Origin of the sequence: Streptomyces sp. NPDC056231, from assembly GCF_048270745.1 — a bacterium.
Taxonomy (GTDB): Bacteria; Actinomycetota; Actinomycetes; order Streptomycetales; family Streptomycetaceae; genus Streptomyces.
In genome coordinates, this window is sequence record NZ_JBLVKW010000053.1 from 38637 (window position 1) to 55676 (window position 17040).

General features: G+C 68.5%; 14 protein-coding genes. 7 read left to right on the forward strand and 7 right to left on the reverse strand.

Features of this window, described 5'->3' with window-relative positions; genetic code table 11:
• Positions 1-103 precede the first annotated feature (103 nt).
• The 3 genes from ACNPQM_RS30745 (at position 104) to ACNPQM_RS30755 (ending at position 3984) form a co-directional block, all read left to right on the forward strand.
• Positions 104-1462, forward strand: a complete 1359-nt coding sequence (locus ACNPQM_RS30745; RefSeq protein WP_418086526.1) for a glutamine synthetase family protein — start codon at positions 104-106, stop codon at positions 1460-1462.
• A 29-nt stretch (positions 1463-1491) separates the two neighbouring features.
• The gene (locus ACNPQM_RS30750) at positions 1492-2760 is read left to right on the forward strand and encodes a cytochrome P450 (RefSeq protein WP_418086527.1); all 1269 of its coding nucleotides are present in this window, start codon (positions 1492-1494) and stop codon (positions 2758-2760) included.
• 285 nt (positions 2761-3045) lie between these two features.
• A complete protein-coding gene (locus tag ACNPQM_RS30755) occupies positions 3046-3984 on the forward strand; it encodes a hypothetical protein (RefSeq protein WP_418086528.1) in 939 nt (312 codons plus the stop codon).
• An 89-nt stretch (positions 3985-4073) separates the two neighbouring features.
• Here ACNPQM_RS30755 and ACNPQM_RS30760 read toward each other — a convergent pair whose 3' ends face one another.
• The 6 genes from ACNPQM_RS30760 to ACNPQM_RS30785 form a co-directional block, all read right to left on the reverse strand.
• Positions 4074-4841: an SDR family NAD(P)-dependent oxidoreductase gene (locus ACNPQM_RS30760; RefSeq protein WP_418086529.1), complete on the reverse strand. Its 768-nt coding sequence runs from the start codon at positions 4839-4841 to the stop codon at positions 4074-4076.
• A 104-nt stretch (positions 4842-4945) separates the two neighbouring features.
• On the reverse strand, positions 4946-5302 hold the full coding sequence (locus tag ACNPQM_RS30765) for a DoxX family protein (RefSeq protein WP_418086530.1): 357 nt from the start codon (positions 5300-5302) through the stop codon (positions 4946-4948).
• A gap of 53 nt (positions 5303-5355) precedes the next feature.
• The gene (locus ACNPQM_RS30770; RefSeq protein ID WP_418086531.1) at positions 5356-6156 is read right to left on the reverse strand and encodes a tetratricopeptide repeat protein; all 801 of its coding nucleotides are present in this window, start codon (positions 6154-6156) and stop codon (positions 5356-5358) included.
• Positions 6157-6319: 163 nt separating this feature from the next.
• A complete protein-coding gene (locus ACNPQM_RS30775; RefSeq protein ID WP_418086541.1) occupies positions 6320-8737 on the reverse strand; it encodes a GTPase-associated protein 1-related protein in 2418 nt (805 codons plus the stop codon).
• A 264-nt stretch (positions 8738-9001) separates the two neighbouring features.
• Positions 9002-9187, reverse strand: coding sequence for a DUF397 domain-containing protein (locus ACNPQM_RS30780; protein WP_418086532.1), 186 nt, complete (start codon positions 9185-9187; stop codon positions 9002-9004).
• Positions 9184-10038: a helix-turn-helix domain-containing protein gene (locus tag ACNPQM_RS30785; RefSeq protein WP_418086533.1), complete on the reverse strand. Its 855-nt coding sequence runs from the start codon at positions 10036-10038 to the stop codon at positions 9184-9186. The genes ACNPQM_RS30780 and ACNPQM_RS30785 overlap by 4 nt, the downstream gene beginning before the upstream one ends.
• 154 nt (positions 10039-10192) lie before the next feature.
• On the opposite strand from ACNPQM_RS30785, the gene ACNPQM_RS30790 reads away from it, so the two are divergent.
• Complete coding sequence (locus ACNPQM_RS30790) at positions 10193-10657, forward strand: ATP-binding protein (protein ID WP_418086534.1); 465 nt, start codon at positions 10193-10195, stop codon at positions 10655-10657.
• A gap of 232 nt (positions 10658-10889) precedes the next feature.
• Complete coding sequence (locus ACNPQM_RS30795) at positions 10890-11762, forward strand: alpha/beta fold hydrolase (RefSeq protein WP_418086535.1); 873 nt, start codon at positions 10890-10892, stop codon at positions 11760-11762.
• Positions 11763-11780: 18 nt separating this feature from the next.
• On the opposite strand, the gene ACNPQM_RS30800 is transcribed toward ACNPQM_RS30795, so the two are convergent.
• Positions 11781-11993 carry an FKBP-type peptidyl-prolyl cis-trans isomerase gene (locus ACNPQM_RS30800; RefSeq protein WP_418086536.1) on the reverse strand — a complete coding sequence of 71 codons (213 nt, stop codon included), beginning with the start codon at positions 11991-11993 and terminating at the stop codon, positions 11781-11783.
• A 387-nt stretch (positions 11994-12380) separates the two neighbouring features.
• On the opposite strand from ACNPQM_RS30800, the gene ACNPQM_RS30805 reads away from it, so the two are divergent.
• Both ACNPQM_RS30805 and ACNPQM_RS30810 read left to right on the forward strand, forming a co-directional pair.
• Positions 12381-16805 carry a S8 family serine peptidase gene (locus ACNPQM_RS30805; RefSeq protein ID WP_418086537.1) on the forward strand — a complete coding sequence of 1475 codons (4425 nt, stop codon included), beginning with the start codon at positions 12381-12383 and terminating at the stop codon, positions 16803-16805.
• A 4-nt stretch (positions 16806-16809) separates the two neighbouring features.
• On the forward strand, positions 16810-17040 hold a 231-nt coding region (locus tag ACNPQM_RS30810), incomplete at its 3' end, for a hypothetical protein (RefSeq protein WP_418086538.1).

Sequence of the window (17040 nt, forward strand, 5' to 3'; positions counted from 1 at the left end):
GCTTCTGGTCCCCGGCCCAGCGCCCCCGCCAGGCCGTCACCGGACCGGCAGGCCATCGGGTCGTCGGCCATCACGCCCGTTCACATCCGCCGAGGAGACATCGGTGAGCGCTCAAGACACCCCGGAAGTCCGCAGGCACATGGATCGGCTCGCCGCCGACGGCATCGACGTGGTCCGGGTGATCTACCCCGACCTCATCGGCACCGACCGTGCCCGCGACGTCCTCCTGGACCATCTGCCCTCGGCCTGCGAACACGGACTCGCCTTCTGTCGTGCCGTGTACCACACCAGCCCCCAGGGCGACGTCGTCCCCGTGCCGGGCGGACTGGATGCCGGGCTGCCCGACATCGCCGTACGGCCCGACCTGGACACGGTCCACGTCCTTCCGTGGGAGCCCGGCGTCGCCTGGTGCCTCGGCGACACCACCGACCCCGCCACGGGCGCGCCCAGCCCCGAGTCACCGCGCGACCTGCTGCGCGCTGTCCTGGCCCGATGTGCGGAGGCCGGACTGCGCCCCGTCGTCGGCCCCGAGCTGGAGTACTTCCTGCTCGACGGGGCCCCGGGAACGCCGAGTGGCTGGCGCCGTTACGCGCAGGCCGCCACGGGTGTCATCTACACCGCCGGGCTGCGTGCCGACGCCGACAACCATCTGCTGCGCACACTTCGGCAGTTGCGTGACCTCGGAATCGGTGTCGTCTCGGGGAACCACGAGTTCGACGCCGGGCAGTTCGAGATCAACCTGACCCACTCCGAGGCCATGGACGCCGCCGACCGCTCCTTCCTCTTCAAGTCGGCCGTCAAGGAACTGGCCCGTAAGGAGGGGAAGCTCGCGACCTTCATGGCCAAGCCCTTCAACGACGCGGGTGGCTCGGGCTTCCATCTGCACTTCTCGGGCGAGGACGCCCAGGGCCGCAATGTCTTCGACGACCCGTCCGGAGACTTCGGGCTGTCGGACACCGGGCGCCACGCCATCGCCGGCATCCTGGCTCACGCCCCGGCCCTGGCCGCGCTGCTGAACCCGACCGTGAACTCGTACAAGCGGTTCGGACCGGGCACCCTCGCTCCCTGGCTGATCGACTGGGGCCTGGACAACCGCAGCGCCATGGTCCGCATTCCGCCCGAGCGCGGTTCCGGCGCCCGCCTGGAGGTGCGGCTCGGCGACGCCAGTGCCAACCCGTATCTGGCGATCGCCGCCCTCTCCGCCGCCGTACTGCTCGGCGTACGGGAAGGCCAGGAGCCGCCGGCTCCGCTGGAGGGCTACGGCTACGACCCGCGGAAGTCCCCGATGCTGCCGATGAGCCTGCCCGCCGCGCTCGACGCGCTGGAGGCCGACGAGGCCCTCATCGAGATCCTCGGCAAGGACTTCACCGACTCCTTCCTCGCCTACAAGCGCGACGAGCTCGACCGCTTCAACCGCCATGTCACCGACTGGGAGTTCACCGAGTACTCCTACCACCTCTGATCGTTCCGCACCGCCCACAGGAGCACCGCATGCCGAACCCCTTCGACCCCATGCCCCTCGACGAGGTCGACCTCGCCGACAACGACAATTTCCTGGACGGCATCACGCCGTGGCGCATGTTCCACACCCTGCGCCATGAGGACCCCGTGCACTGGCAGCCCGAGGAAGCCCCCAACTCCGGCTTCTGGGCAGTCACCCGGCACGAGGACATCGCCACGGTCGACCGCGACGCCGAGACCTTCACCTCGACGAAGTTCGTCAACCTCGAAGAAGTCGACGACGACCAGATCAAGAAGCGCGCCTCGATCCTGGAACTGGACGGAGTCCGCCACCGCGCGATGCGCAGCCTCCTGCAGCGCCAGTTCGGCCAGGGTGTCATCAATCAGTACACCGACTTCCTGCGCGGCCTGACGGCCAAGACCCTTGACACAGCCCTGGCCAAGGGCACCTTCGACTTCGTCGCCGACGTCTCCGCGGACTTCCCCATCAACGTCCTGGCCCGCCTCCTGGACGTACCTCCGGAGGACAACCAGCAGCTCATCGACTGGGGCAACCGGATCATCGGCAACACCGACCCCGACTACGCCGACGTCCTCCTGCACAGCGCGGAGAGCGAGAAGTACCGCGATCTTCCCTTCCGCTCGCCCGCCTCCGTCGAGGTCTTCGAGTACGGCCGCGAACTTGCCCGCCAACGCCGCGGCGGCACCGGCACCGACCTGGTCTCCAAACTCGTCAACGAGACCCCACGCGACGGCATCCCGCTGTCCGAGCAGGACTTCGACAACTACTTCCTGCTGCTGGTGGTGGCCGGCAACGAGACCACCCGGCACACCATCTCGCACTCCATGCTCGCGCTGATCCAGCACCCCGAGCAACTGGCCAGGCTCCAGGCCGACCCCTCTCTGATCCCGAACGCGGTCGAGGAGTTCCTGCGCTGGGCATCGCCCGTCTACCACTTCCGTCGCACTGCGACCCGCGATGTCGAACTCGGCGGCAAGCAGGTCAAGGAGGGCGACAAGGTCGTCATGTGGTACGCCTCCGGCAACCGCGACGAGAAGGTCTTCGGCAACCCCTACGACTTCGACGTCACCCGCGCCGACAACGACCACGTCACCTTCGGTAAGGGCAGCCCCCACCTGTGCCTGGGCAACCTCCTCGCCCGCACCGAGATCCGCATCATGTTCGAGGAGCTCATCCCGCGCCTCGCCGACATCCGCCTGGCGGGCGACGTGCCCCGCGTCCGCTCCAACTTCGTCAACGGCATCAAGAAGCTCCCGGTCGAGGTCACCCTGGCCTGACGGTTCATCGGCCGGGCGGGCCGCACGGCCCGCCCGCCACACCGCCGAAACTCCGGGACGGCGACCTGCCGGGGCCGGCTTCCGCGAACGCTTCCGCCGGGACAGCTTCGGGCAGCAAACCCACCTTCACGGCCTTCGTCCTGATCAGTGCACCTTGGTCGGAGCGCATGATCAGGCGAAGGCCGCCTCAGCGTCCAGAGAATGCCCGAGGGCCAATAAGGTAGCGATCTTCGGGTGACTCAGCTCCCGGAGTCCTAGAGGCGACTACCCATGAATCTCCGCCCCATGACTGCTCGTTCCGCTACCGCCATACACCACGTGTGGCGGCTTCCCGTTGCCGATGCCGTGCGGGGGCACCGAGCCCTCTGGTGGAGCGTCGGGCCCGCCGGGCAGCTTGCGGTCCTGTTGGTCCACCGGAGCTACCTTGATCGCAAGCGCTACCCCAAGGGGTGGATCGGGCAGAAGCCGGACATCCCGTTCACTGGTGAATTGATCACCATCACAGCGCAGGAGGAACGGCGCACCCGCGTGAGGGACATCCGGATTCGGCCCAGCCACCTGGCCCTGCTCCCGGATTCCCGATTCCTGCTGGTGAGCGGACGTACGTTCCGGAACGAGACCGAGGGCCCCTGGGCGCCCAACGCTGTGGTGTTCTCCCCGTCAGGTACACCTGAGGCCGAGTTCTGTGTCGGTGATGACATTCCCGCCCTGGTCACCGACGTCCACGGAGGCATCTGGACGGCTTACGGCGACGAGGGCATCTACGGCGGCCACCCCGAGTCAGGAGCGGGCCTCGCGGGCTGGGACACCCAGGGCCGGACCTCCTGGGCTCCCAAGGGGCGGCTGCCCGACCACCCACTGGAAGGCTGCACCGCCGCGACCGAGAACGAACAGGTATGGCTCGTCTGGTACTCCGGCAGCAGCAGAGGCGGCACCTTCCTGACACGGATCACTCCGTCCACCGGAGACGTGACGAGCTATCCCAGCCCCGTCCCCGATCCGGACGGATTCGCAGTCCGCGGCAACCGGGCAGTACTCACCCGCCGGAACCACAACAAGCGGTCCGTCGAGCTCACACATGCCGAGCTCCATGGCACCACCTGGGAGGTAACCAGCCGGCGTCGGCTTCGGGTGCCCGGTCGAGTCGTCCTGCACTGCGGCCAAGGCCGCGACGGTTCCCTCTGGCTCCGCGCAGGCAACACCTGGCTGCGCATAGAAGCATGAACACCCCGACAACATCTCAGCCGGTCCCCACTTCGATGGCAGACGGTCCAGGTTCGACGTCACAGAACACCGGAGGCCATAGAACAAGCTCAGTCGACCGGCCCGCCCGCCACATAGATGACCTGGCCGGAGACGAACCCCGCGCCGGGGCTCACGAGGTAGGACGCCGTGTGGGCGATGTCCTCCGGCTGGCCCACTCTGCCGACCGGAATGGACTGCGCCGCGTTCCGCTGGAACTCCTCGAAGCCGAGGCCCAGCCGACGGGCCGAGGTCCTGGTCATGTCGCTCACCACAAAGCCCGGGGCGATCGCGTTGGCGGTGATGCCGTGCCGGCCGAGCTGCAGGGCGAGTGACTTGGTGAAGCCGAGCAGACCGGCCTTCGCGCTGCCGTAGTCGACACGGGCGGCGTCACCGACCGCGGAGATGCTCGACATGGTGACGATCCGCCCCCAGCCGGCCGCGATCATGTGGGGGGCGACAGCCCGGGTGACGAGGAACGGGCCGCGCAGATTGACCCCCAGGACCGCGTCCCACTGCTCCGTGGTCATCTCCACGAGGTCGGCACGGGGACCGACGCCGGCGTTGTTGACCAGCACGGTCGGCGGGCCCAGCTCGGCGGCGACCCGGGCGACGGCGGCGGTCACCGCCACTTCGTCCGCGACGTCGGCGGCGACCGCCGTCGCCGACCCGCCGTCGTCCTTGATGGCCTGTACGGTGCCCGCGCAGTCCGCCTCGTCCAGGTCGATCACACCGACCGCCAGGCCGTCGCGGGCCAGCTGCCTGGCCACCGCGGCACCGATGCCGCGTGCTGCGCCGGTGACAATGGCCGTACCTCGCGTCCGAGTTGTGTTTGTCATGGGGTCAAGTTCACGGCATGGGCGCGCTGCTGCCAACCGAATTGGCCCGGGTCCTGGGTGACGTCCGCCGTGGTGACGGGTGCGGAACTTCTGGGCCCCGCGGGTTACCAGGGGCCGTGGTAGACCAGGCCCAGAGTCAAGGCGGCCACCGCGGTGGCCAGGAACACTATCCCGCCTACGATGTTGCGGGAGCCAACCCGTAGGTGGGCGATGATTGCGCCGATGAAGTACAGCACGAGGCCGGAGGCGGCGAGGGTTCCCAGGAGCGGCACGGCGAGCCCGGCCAGCAGCCCCACGGTGCCCGCTGCCAGCAGCATGCCCAGCACCGGTACCCACTTCCGGGGCAGGCCCTTCATGTCCGCCTGGGTCTTGGGGTATTCGTGGCCGATCAGGTAGGTGACGGCGGCGGCACCGTTGAAGACCGCGCCGAGAATGGTGACCGTGACATAGGCGGTGAACACGATTTCTCCGTTTCTGTGGTGAATGATGTTCGTTGGGCGCCCAGCGTGGTGGGTTAGCGCGTGCGTGCCTCTTCGGCCGTCGCCGCCGGTGGGTCGTCGGCTGTGATGCGTGCCAGCAGCATGCGGGCTTCCCGAAAACGGGGGTGGTCCGGATGCAGGAACCGCTCGCAGTCGGTCAGCGCCTCACGGACTGCCGCTTCTGCCTCGCTTCGGCGCCCCAGACCATGCAGGGCGACGGCCGTCCCTGTACCCAGGCTCCCGCTCAGGCCCCGATCCCAACATGGGGCGAACCGGTGCGCCTCGGTGAGCGCTTCGTCGTAGCGCCCCTGACCATTCAGGCTGTGCACCAGGCCGCAGTGCAGAGCAGCGAGCGTGCCCCCTTCGGCTCGGGGCAGATTCCCCCGGGCGACGGCCTCGGCCTCCTCGTAGCGGGCTTGCCCGCACAAGGCGTCGACCAGGTTGTCCAACACGCACAACTCGATGTCCGACACCGGTGCCAGATGCTTGAGGCGCGTCAGGTCGCGCAGTATGTCCAGCCCCTCGGCCTCCGCCTCTCCGTAGCGCCCCTCGCTGTTGAGGACCAGCATGTGGTTGCTCCGGATGAGCAGCAGCAGCCGCCGCCCGGGCCCAGCCAACTCATTCAGCTCTGCCGTGAGAGATTCCAGCTCGGCCAGCACCTGCGCACCGCGCCCGTGGGCACAACAGGCCGCCGTGGCCAGGGCTTTGGCGTGCCAGGCCACAGCGAGCCCCCAACGTCGCCTGCGCAGATGCACCGATGACGCCTCGAGCGTTCTGGCCCCGGCCTCGACCTCCTCGTACTTGCCTTCCCGCCACAGCTGATGGAGGCGCTCCAAGGCGGCAGCTTCCCGCGAGCGGCCCCGTATCATCCGTGCGATCTTCACAGGACGTGAGGTTACATGCCTGACCAGGACAGATTCGGCCGTTATCGAAAGCAAAGGTGGGACCCGCCGCCTCGAAATGGACGGCGAGCCTCAAAGCGAACGGTATGGACTGTCCTTAGGACCGCCGCACCCGTGCCGTCAGGCGGCTGCCCAGTCGTCTGCCGAACGTGCCCGGCCGGTTCCAGGCCCGGAACGCCTCCGCTGTACGGCTGCTCCCCGTGCGCTCGACGGCCCGCTCCACCGCCGTGATCTCGCTGCCGGACAGGCCGCGCACCACCGGACGCAGTACCTTCTCCAGCAGCGCGGCCCGGGTTTCGCTCCAGGCCCGGCCGGCGTGCGGGTGGGCGCTCCAGACGGTGAAGCAGTCGGCCACGTAGGCCGGGTCGGAGCGCAGCCGGGCCAGGATGTCGCCGTGGCGGGCTGCCCGGCCGTAGGCCGCGATCAGGTCCGCGTCGTCGCTGTGCACGAACGCGTACAGCTCCGCGTCGGGCCGGTCCCGCGCGAGCAGACTGTGGGCAAGGGCACCGTAGGCGTGCTCCAGCACAGTGGGCTCCACCGGTTCGGCGCGGGCACGCAGAGCCATTGCACGGTCGGGCCAGCCGGGCGCCGGCTCACCGGACCTGACAGCGCGGGCGAAGTCCAGGAGTTGCAGCGCACCGCGGACCCGTGTGGAGATCTCCTGAGGGAAGCAGCGCAGCAGATCGTGGGCGAGTTCCGCCGCCTCCTCGTCGTCGGAGGGCGCCTGGAGTGCCGCGTCGACGAGGTGGGACCACGTACCGGCCGTCCGGTGCGAGTCCGATCCGGACTCGCCGAGCAGAAGCCTTGCTTCGCCCGCCGTCGGGGTGGCGCCGCCCCAGATCAGCGTGACGGCGGTGCGCAGGACCAGCGGTTCCGCGAACGGCGAAAACCCGGCAGCGCGCAGAACCGTGTGCAGCGCCATGATGCGGTCGGAGCCCTGCTCCTTCGCGCGGGGCGCCTCGGCGCACATCCGCAGATGCGGCAGTGCCTGCGCGCCGGTGAAGGGGAGGGCGACGCGAGTGAGGAGCTCCTCGACGGCGGCGGGGGCGGCCAGGGCGAGTTGATCGAGTTCGCCGAGGAGCGCCGTGCGGACGTCGAACTGTTCGTCCAGGAGGTCGATCAGCGCGGGGATGCTGTCCGGCTTTGGAGCCGCGAGCAGCGATCCGGCCATGTGCTTGGCCACGGAAGGGAGTTGGTCCGTGAGGTCGATGTCGAGCAGACGGGCGATCCGGAGCAGCTGTACCAGGCGTCCGATGGCCGCCCCGCCCATGGACTCCGTTGCCTCCGAGGTGAGTTCGGCGAGCAGGTCCGGGCCGAGCCCGTCAGCCAGTTGCTTCACGGCGGCGGGCTCGGCGAACGCCGAGCGCGGCGGGAGTGTCAGCGCGGCGTCCTTGCGCCGAACCGCCTCCGTCACCAGTAGTGCGGCGAGCGGCGCCGTGGTGGTGGCAGGGGCACGTCCTTCGAGCCCTGCCAGCAGCCGGGCCACGGACGCCGATTCGGAGGCGCTGCGGTCGTCGGCCGGTGCTGTGAGTGCGGTGGTCAGCCGGTGCGTCTGCTGCTCGCTCAGCGCGTACGGTCGCTCGGCGGCCCAATCGGCCGCTGCGGCACGCCCGTTCGGGCCCAGTGCGATGCCTGCGTGCAGTGCGGTGAAGGCGAGTGGTCCGGCGGCGAAGGGTTCGCCCGGCAGCGCGGCCGCTGCCCGGAACAGTTCTGGCGCGCGGCTGCGCCAGACCCGGGCGACGGTCTCCGCCCAGGTGTCGTCCACCGGACCCTCCGGAGCGCGGTCGGCACACATGTGCACACGGAGGCCCGGGCCGGTCAGTTCGTGTGCGTCGTCCGGCAGTACGCCGATGACCTGGTGCGGGGAGTGCGCCGGGCGGCGGGTGTATGTGGTGAACGTCAGCCGCTGGGCGTGCTCCGGCGGGAGTACGGCTGCGGCCAGCGCGATCCACCGGGCCACGTCCGCACTCTGCCGCTCCACGAGGACGAGCTGCGCCGACGACCGTTTCTCGCTCACCTGGCGCAGATCGGCGAAGACCGTCGCGAGCCAGGGGCTGCGGGAGACCGCGAAGTCGTTGAGCGCCTCCTGCCCGAAGGCGGCGGACGCGGGCAGGGCGGATATGCGGTCCGGTATGCCGCTGTCCGGCGTGGTCGAAGCCCAGCTCGGCGAGCGCCACGCCGTGATCGGGAGCGCGTCGCCCGGCAGGCGCGTGCCGGCCGGCAGATGCACCGCGTGCGCATGGAAGTGACCGGCGCCGGAACCACCGAGTGCGACGGTGCGGCTGAGCAGATGGCTGCCGTCGGAGAGCTCGCTGAAACTGAACGTCTCGGGAAAGGAGCGGAGTTCGACGTTCGTGGGATGATACGGCGCCCCGGCCGGAGGCTCGTAACCGAGCAACTTCTCCGCCTCGGTCAGCACCGGAGTGGGTATGCCGCCACCAACCGCGGTGAACCGTGCGCCGACCCCGTCGTCCCCCGCAGAGGCAGAGGTGTAGTGCAACTGCGCGAGGCTCATGCGTCGGCCCTCTTCGTCCTTGCCACGTACGTCCCCGTGTGTCAGCACGCCTCGCCCTCGTGGGCCGTCGTCAGAGGCCGGTTGTACGGGCACGGCGACGACCCCGGCGGGAGCGGTCCGCAATCGTGGGAGCGACGCTATCAAGGCGCGGCGGCGCCGCAGGCACGCTGCCGAAACGTGATCTCAGTAACTCCCGCAGAGGTGTTTCAGTCCAGCTGCATCTCTCGCGTCGGCCCGGCGGGCGGCCTCAGCTCCGTTACGTGATCAGCGCTGGACGGCGTACGCGACGAAGCCGGTCCAGGCGGCAGGGGAGAGGGTGAGCTGGGGGCCCTCTTCGACCTTGGAGTCCCGGACGTGGACGGTGTCGGGGGAGGTTGCGACCTCTACGCAGGAGTCGCCCGAGCCACCGCTATAGCTGCTCTTGAACCAGGCAAGGTCTGTGGTGCTCATGCTGCTCCTCGCATCCGCTCCAACAGGCTCATGGAGTCCTCCAGGGAGAGAGCCTGTGATCGCATCCTGGCATATCGCATCTGGAGCATACTGACGACCGCCGGGTCGGCATGGAGGTGACCGCTTTCCTGCCCTTCGCCATAGGCGAACCACTTGTGGTCAGGAGTCTCCAGTAGCTGCATGGGACCGTCCAGTCCGGCGTGGTTCTCTTGCACCTGCGGCATGATCTGCACCTCGACGTTACGGAGTTGGGCGAGCCCGATTGCGTGGTCGATGAGCCCCCGGGTGACCTCTGTCCCACCTGAGCGCCGCAAGAACAGGTGCTCTTCGAGGATGAAGCTGTACGCGGTGTTTGGCCGCTCCGTCAGCAGCGCCATCCGCTCGACCCGGGCTACCAACTGAGCCTCGATCTGTTCGTCACCCAGTGGGGGGAGCTGGTTGACGAAAAGCGCCCGTGCGTATGCCTCGGTCTGCAACAGGCCCGGAATCAGTCGGCACTCGTACGTGTAGAGGCTGGCCGCCTCCGCCTCAAGCTGCGCCCAGTGGTGGAACCACTTCGCCAGCCCCCGCCGCCGCGACAAGTGCTTCGCCGCAGCCCTGATCACTCCGAACGCATCCAGCACTTCCTCAGCCCGGTCGACGAACGCGGGCGGTGGGAACCGGCGCCCCTGTTCGATCGAGGCGACTGTCGGCACCGAGTACCGCACCCTCGGGGCGAACTCCTCCTGCGTGAGCCGCGCTCGTTTGCGGAAGACCTTGACCACCTCGCCGAACGCCTTCAGAGTGTCCGAGGGCTCCGGCTCCCCGTCCGCGCCCGTCGTGCCGCCTGTGCCGCCCGCGCCGTCCGTCATGTCCGGCCACCTCCCGTGCCCGCCCGTACCGGTCCGCAACGCGCCCATGGTCACGGACTGTTACGCGTACTGTCCACACTGCGTACCCGTACGCTGACTCAGCGTACGGGTTTCTGACCTGGTGGACCGCCCTCCCGGCCGTCACGGTGGGCGCATGGAAGCATTCGCGTTACCGCAAGCGCCGTTTACCGTGCGTGTGTTCGTGCAGCGGTTCAGCTCCACGCCCCGAGGTGCCCGGCTCGCCCGGCAGCTTGCTCTGCACCAACTGAACGAGTGGGGCATCCCGTACGGCGGTGACGCGTCCGAGACGACCGCGCTGATCGTCGCCGAGTTGGCGGCGAACGCGGTGACGCACGGCCGGGTGCCGGGCCGGGACTTCGAGTTGAGGCTCGTGCATGCTCCGGGCGACCGGCGCACGCTCGGCGTCCTGCGGATCGAAGTCACGGACGCCCGGGGTGAGCGGCGCCCGCCGGGGCCGGGGGAGCTGGTGGCACCGCCGCCCGGTTCCGGCAGCGGGCACGGGCTGATCCTGGTCGAGGCGCTGGCCGACCGGTGGGCGGTGGTCGACCGCGTACCACCGGGGAAAACGGTCCGCGCCGAGTTGGACCTGTTGTACTGACCGGCGTGCCCGCTGCCGCCCCCTGCGGAGGTGTGCGAGTGTGCCGAGCGCAGGCGGGCTTTCCTGGCGGCGGAGTTTGGCCACGCTCGCTCCGAGTAGGAGGCCGGGGCCATTCTGCGCCTGCCCGGACCGTTCGACCTGGACTTGGACACTGGCGATGTGCGAGCGCGTCGGCGTAGGGTCGACCGCGCGCCGCCCCTGCCCGAAGGGAACCGAGGAGAGTGCACACCCCGTGATCGAACACTCCCACGCAGCCCCGCCGCCACCCGTCTCCGAAGTCCAGCTCTCCGCAGGGCCGGTGACATACCAGGACACCGGCGGGGACGGCCCCGTCGTCGTCCTGTTGCACGGTGTCGCCATGGACGGTTCGCTGTGGCGGCACGTCGTCGCCGATCTGCGCCCCGACTACCGGTGTGTGGTTCCGACCCTGCCGCTCGGCGGTCACCGCAGACCCATGAAGCCGGACGCCGACCTGTCGGTCCTCGGCGTTGCCCGGCTGGTCGCGGAGTTCCTCGATGCGCTTGACCTCACCGATGTCACCCTTGTCATGAACGACTGGGGCGGGGCGCAGGCCCTCGTCGCCGACGGGCGTGATCAGCGGATCGGGAAGCTTGTCATCACCTCCTGCGAGGCCTTCGACAACTTCCCGCCCGGACTGCCCGGCTCCAATCTCTACGCCTCCGCCAAGATGCCTGCCGGCCTGCACCTCGCGTTCATGCTGCTCAAGCTGAAGCCGATGCGGCGGCTTCCGATGACCTGGGGACGGATGAGCAAGCGGCCTGTGCCGGACAGTGTGATTGACGCGTGGTTCCGGCCGCTGTGGACATCGGCGGAGATCCGGCGCGATCTGCGCAGGTATGTGCTCGGGGTGCCGCCCAAGGAGGAACTTCTGCGGTGGGCCGAGAAGTTGCGTGACTTCGACCGGCCCGCGCTCGTCGTCTGGGCGGCCGAGGACAAGGTCATGCCGCCGGAGCACGGTCGCCGGCTCGCCGAACTGCTGCCCAAGGGGGAGCTGGTGGAGATTGCCGACAGTTACACGCTGATCCCTGAGGATCAGCCGCAGCAACTCAGCAAACACATCAGGACGTTCCTGCAGAGGTCTTGAAGGCGGGTCCGGGTCCCTCTACGAGATCGCGAGGACATCGAAGACATTCACCACGGTCGCGCCTGCTGGTACACCCGGTGGGGGATGGGTCCCGTAGGCCAGGCCGGCTGGCATGACCACCAGAATCCGGCTGCCCACCCGCAGTCCGGCCAGAGCCTGCTCCCAGCCCTTGATCACATTGCCGCGGTCGAGCACCACAACCAGTGGCCCGCCGTCGGCGTTCGAATTCATGAACAGGCCCCGAACATCTCGTGGAAAACGCGCTGTTCAAGCGGCTGGAGGAGGTGGAGGCGGGGCAGCGGAAGACGTGAACGACCCCCAAGGTCGTGACCTCGACGACGATCACGCTCCTGCCGCCCCCCACCACCGGAGCCCGCACCGGCCGCTGCACGGCAATCACACAGACGACGAATCCTTTGCATGACCTGTGAAAACGCCGGCTATCCGGCCTTGGGGAAACGTCAACCGACTGGGAGCGGTGGGTCTGAGCCGAGTGTGGCGGCATTCCGCCATGGCCCACATCCGCCCCACTCGGTCCGTTGATCCTGCCCGGACCCAACTGTGAGATTGGCCAGGCGGTCCAGGTGTCCTCGTGTCTGCGGGCTTGGCCGCACGGTGATGTTTCGCCCCTTGGTTAGGAGCACGATGAAACGAGGAAGACGAACAGGTGTGATTGCCGCGGCGTCGGCCGTGTTGATCACCGCGGCGCTGATTGCGCCTGCGGCCGCAGCCGCCAACCCGGCTGGCTCCGAGAGTGCTGGCGCGAGCAAGGTCGAACCCGCTGATCCCGACGGGCCACAGGGGCCGGGGCGGTCGACCGTTGCTGGGCTCGACGACCGGGGCGGGCGCGACAACCCGGATTCGATCTACAAAGCGGGGAAGACCGACGGGTTCAAGCCGCTAACCGACGATTCGCTGTCGGATACTGCGGCCGAGAAGCTGGGCAACGCCGACACCAGGCTGCTGCAGCAGGCGCAGGCGTCGAAGAAGAAGTCTGTCACGGTGTTAATGCTGGCCCGGAAGGGCGCAACCGAAGACGTCGTCGCCGCGGTGGAGAAGGCCGGCGGGACCGTCGGGTCGATGACCGGAAAGGTCGGCTACGTCCGGGCGACCGTCCCGACCGACAGCGTAACCACCTTGGCCGGCCTCCGGTCGGTCGCGGCGATCGACCTGAACCGGACGTACAAGATCCCGGGCCCGGATCTGGGCGCCGCGGGTGCGAAGACGGCGGCAACGAAGGCCGCGGGGCCGACCGCGCCCGGCGTGAACACGCCCGCCGACAACCCGTACCTACCGATCAACGAGACCGGCGCCGAGGCCTTCGTCAAGGACAACCCGGCCTGGGACGGGCGCGGCACGGTCGTCGGCGTGCTGGACACCGGCGTCGACGTCGAGCATCCCGCGCTGCAGAAGACCAGCGACGGCAAGCCCAAGATTGTCGATTGGGTGACCGAGACCGATCCGGTCACCGACCGCGACGGCAGCTGGGTGCGGATGTCCACCACCAAGACGGGTCCGACGTTCAGCTACCTGGGCAAGACCTGGACGATCCCGGAGGGCACGTTCCAGTTCGGCGTGTTCTACGAGAGCGCGACGGCCGGGAGCGACTTCGAGGGCGACCTCAACCGCGACGGCGACACCCGGGACTTCTACGGGGTTCTGTACGACCCGACCACACACAGGATCTGGGTCGACGGCAACAACGACCAGAACCTCACCGACGAGACACCGATGGCCCCGTTCGCGGTCGAGCGCCAGGTCGGCCACTTCGGGAGCGACGACCCCGCAACACCGCAGAACGAGCGTATCCCGTTCGTCGTGGAGTACCGCGACGACGTCGATCTCTCCCCGCTCGGCGGCAGCAACGCCGGCAAGACCGCGAACTACGTGTCCATCGGGTTGCCGGTCGCCTCGCACGGCACCCATGTGGCGGGGATCACTGCCGGCACGTCGATGTTCGGCGGCCAGATGCACGGCGCCGCACCGGGCGCGCAGATCGTGTCCGCCCGCGCCTGTACTTGGGGCGGTGGCTGCACCCAGGCGGCACTGACCGAGGGCATGATCGACCTGGTCGCCAATCGCCATGTCGACGTCGTCAACCTGTCCATCGGTGGGCTTCCCGCATTGAACGACGGCTCCGACGTGATCGCCGCGCTCTACGACAAGCTGATAGGCCACTACGGCGTCCAGATCATCATCGCCGCCGGCAACGACGGCCTCGGCACCAACACCGTCAGCTCGCCGTCCGTGGCGGGCAAGGCCATCTCGGTCTCCGCGTCCGTCAGCTCCGACACCTGGTGGGCCGGCTACGGGTCGAAGGTCGCCACCAAGCAGGGCATCTTCGGCTTCTCCTCCCGTGGCCCCGCTGAGAACGGGGCGCTGGCGCCGCAGGTGTCCGCGCCCGGCGCCGCCATCTCCTCGATCCCGATGTGGCTGTCCGGTGAAGCCGTCCCCGAGGCCGGGTATTCGCTGCCGGCCGGGTACGGCATGGCCAACGGCACCTCCATGGCGGCCCCGCAGGTCACCGGAGCGGCGGCGCTGCTGCTGTCGGCCGCCAAGGCCAGTTCGCTGACGGTCAGCTCGGCGGCGCTGAAGACCGCCCTGACCGGCACCGCCGACCCGATCGCCGGCGTCCCAAGCGTCGCGCAGGGCGCCGGCATCATCGACACCGTCGCGGCCTGGAAGCAGCTCAGCGCCGGCATCAACACCAATGAGCTCACTGTGTCGGCTCCCGTTTGCAGTTCGCTGTCCGGCCTGCTCGCGACTCCGAACACCGGCGTCGGCATCTACAACCGTTGTCTGCCGACAGAAGGCGGCCAGGTGACCGGCGCGCAGAAGACCTACAAGGTCAGCGTCACCCGGACCAGCGGTGCCGCCGGGAACGTCGTGCACCGGATCGGTTGGATCGGCAACGACGGCACGTTCAGCGCCCGCACGGCAACGCCCCTGCAGCTCGGAAAAGCGGCCGATATCACGGTCACCGCGACCGCGACGACCTCCGGCGTGCACAGCGCGATCCTGACCATTGATGACCCGGCGACGGGCGGCATCGACCAGTTCGTCGCCGTCACCGTGCTGGCGACCAAGCCGCTGGCCAAACCCGACTACGCGGTCACCAGTTCCGGCACGCTCGGCCGAACCGGAACCACCTCGCTGCTGGTGCCCGTTCCCGAGGGCGTCGAAGCACTGCAGCTGACCCTGGGCGGGCTCGCCGACGGCAGCCAGGTCCGCGCATTGCCCATCGACCCCGACGGCATGCCCGCGGACTCCAACGCCAGTTACCACTGCTACACCAACTACACCGACCCGGCGAAGTGCAACGCCACCGCACGACCGGTGTACCGACCCAAACCCGGCATCTGGGAGTTCGTGATCGAGTCTCGCAGGACATCTCCGGTCGAACAGAACCCGTACACAGCGACGGTTTCGCTGCAGGGCATGTCGTTCGATCCGGGGACCGTCAAAGTCGACAAGGTGACGATGAACTCGCCGACGAAGGTCGGCTCGACGGGGACGAACACCTTTGGCCCCGCGATCGCCCACGTCGCAACGGGCGAGATCGGCGATGTCCGCAATTTGTTCTCGACGGTCTCGCAAGGCGAAATCACGTCCAACATGCTCTATGTTCCGCGTCGGACGACCCGGCTCGACGTGACGCTGACGCCCAGAGACGCTGCCGATCTGGACTTCTATGTGTATTTCAACGGCAGGCCGATAGGCCAGAGCACCACGACCGGGGACTCGCCCGAGCACATCGTCATCGATGATCCACAGCCTGGTACGTACTTCATCGTGGTCGCGGGAGTCGCCGTGCCCGGAGACAGCGTCACGTTCGACTACCACCAAGAGATGTACTCGAAGGGCCTCGGCACGATCACGCCGAAATCCGACGCGAAGTACACGGTTGCCACGGGCCAGTCGATGCCGGTGGGCGGGGCAATGATCGTCAGCGCTCGGCAGTTGACCAAGGATCCCATGGTCGGCCGGGTCCGAGTGGCCAACGAGTACGGCACGATCATCGGGGCGGCGGACGTCACGATCGCCACTGTCGATGTCCCCAAACTCGATCTGGTCGCGTGGGCCCCGCCATTCGTCGGTGCGGCTCTCAATGAGAGCGGCGTGGTCGCGGGGGATCGCCAGTACAACGCCAGGATGACGCCGACCATCTGGACGGCCGCCGACGGGTTCACCAACCTGGATCTTGCCGGGGGCAGGTACGGATCGGCTCTGGACCTGAATGACGGCCAGATCGCCGTCGGTATCGCGACGGACAGTGCATTGCATACTCGTCCCGCCCAATGGGCCAAGGACGGATCGCTCACCGTGCTCGGCGTCCCGGATTGGCGGCCCTATTCCAGCGGCTACGCGACCGCCGTGAACAACAAGGAGGTGGTCACCGGATTCTCCGAAGCAATCGTCAAGGAGTCTGACGGCAAGAACCACAGCTACAGTGACGGGTTCGTGCGGACGCCGGATGGGACGTTCAGCAAGCTGGCCCACCTGTCCTCGGATATGACGGTGACCCAGCCGCGCGCCATCAACGATGCCGGAATGATCGTCGGTAACTCGCACACCGATGGCCATGCGCCGCACGCGGTTGCCTGGGATGCGACGTCAGGTGCTATTCAGGATCTCGGCACGCTTCCGGGACAGTCTTCGGCCCAGGCGAACGATGTGAACGCCTCCGGGACTGTCGTGGGGACCAGCGGGGACGACGCGTTCGTGTGGACCAAGGCCGGCGGAATGCGGCGCCTTGCCGACTACGGATACAACGCGACCGGCGAGAAAGTCACCGACGACGGGTGGATCCTCGGAACTGTCGAACTTTTCCCGGACGTCGCGGTGTCGGCGATGTGGGACCCACAGGGACGGCTCTGGGATCTGTCCGGCATGGTGCCGCTCTCTGCCGGTGATCGATTCACGCCGACCTACAGCTTCGACATCAACGATCACCACCAGCTGATGGTCTACGGCGAGGGCGGCCCGAACGCCGCCTGGTCCAGCTCGGTGATGCTGAGGATCCCGGCAGGTCTGGGCAACTAGTGCCTTGACCGGCAGGGGCACTAGGCCCCGGCGCCACCTCGTTCCGTCGAGCCACCGCCGCCGGGGGCTCGACGGGACGAAGGCGTTCATCGGCGAGGTGATCCAGGCTGCCCAGGCGGCCGGGACCCACACCGGCTTCCTGCGCGTCCTGGACGAACGGGTGGCCGCGTGGGCCGCCGCCACCGACGCCCTGGTCCAGCACGTCGCACGCGCGGAAGGGGCCGGCCGCCCGCAC

Bases quoted from the DNA above. Each gene is read 5' to 3' on its own strand.
- ACNPQM_RS30790 (WP_418086534.1), top strand. From the start codon at position 10,193: ATGGAAGCATTCGCGTTACCGCAAGCGCCGTTTACCGTGCGTGTGTTC.
- ACNPQM_RS30785 (WP_418086533.1), bottom strand. From the start codon at position 10,038: ATGACGGACGGCGCGGGCGGCACAGGCGGCACGACGGGCGCGGACGGG.
- ACNPQM_RS30800 (WP_418086536.1), bottom strand. From the start codon at position 11,993: ATGAATTCGAACGCCGACGGCGGGCCACTGGTTGTGGTGCTCGACCGC.
- ACNPQM_RS30750 (WP_418086527.1), top strand. From the start codon at position 1,492: ATGCCGAACCCCTTCGACCCCATGCCCCTCGACGAGGTCGACCTCGCC.
- ACNPQM_RS30755 (WP_418086528.1), top strand. From the start codon at position 3,046: ATGACTGCTCGTTCCGCTACCGCCATACACCACGTGTGGCGGCTTCCC.
- ACNPQM_RS30760 (WP_418086529.1), bottom strand. From the start codon at position 4,841: ATGACAAACACAACTCGGACGCGAGGTACGGCCATTGTCACCGGCGCA.
- ACNPQM_RS30805 (WP_418086537.1), top strand. From the start codon at position 12,381: ATGTTTCGCCCCTTGGTTAGGAGCACGATGAAACGAGGAAGACGAACA.
- ACNPQM_RS30775 (WP_418086541.1), bottom strand. From the start codon at position 8,737: ATGAGCCTCGCGCAGTTGCACTACACCTCTGCCTCTGCGGGGGACGAC.
- ACNPQM_RS30780 (WP_418086532.1), bottom strand. From the start codon at position 9,187: ATGAGCACCACAGACCTTGCCTGGTTCAAGAGCAGCTATAGCGGTGGC.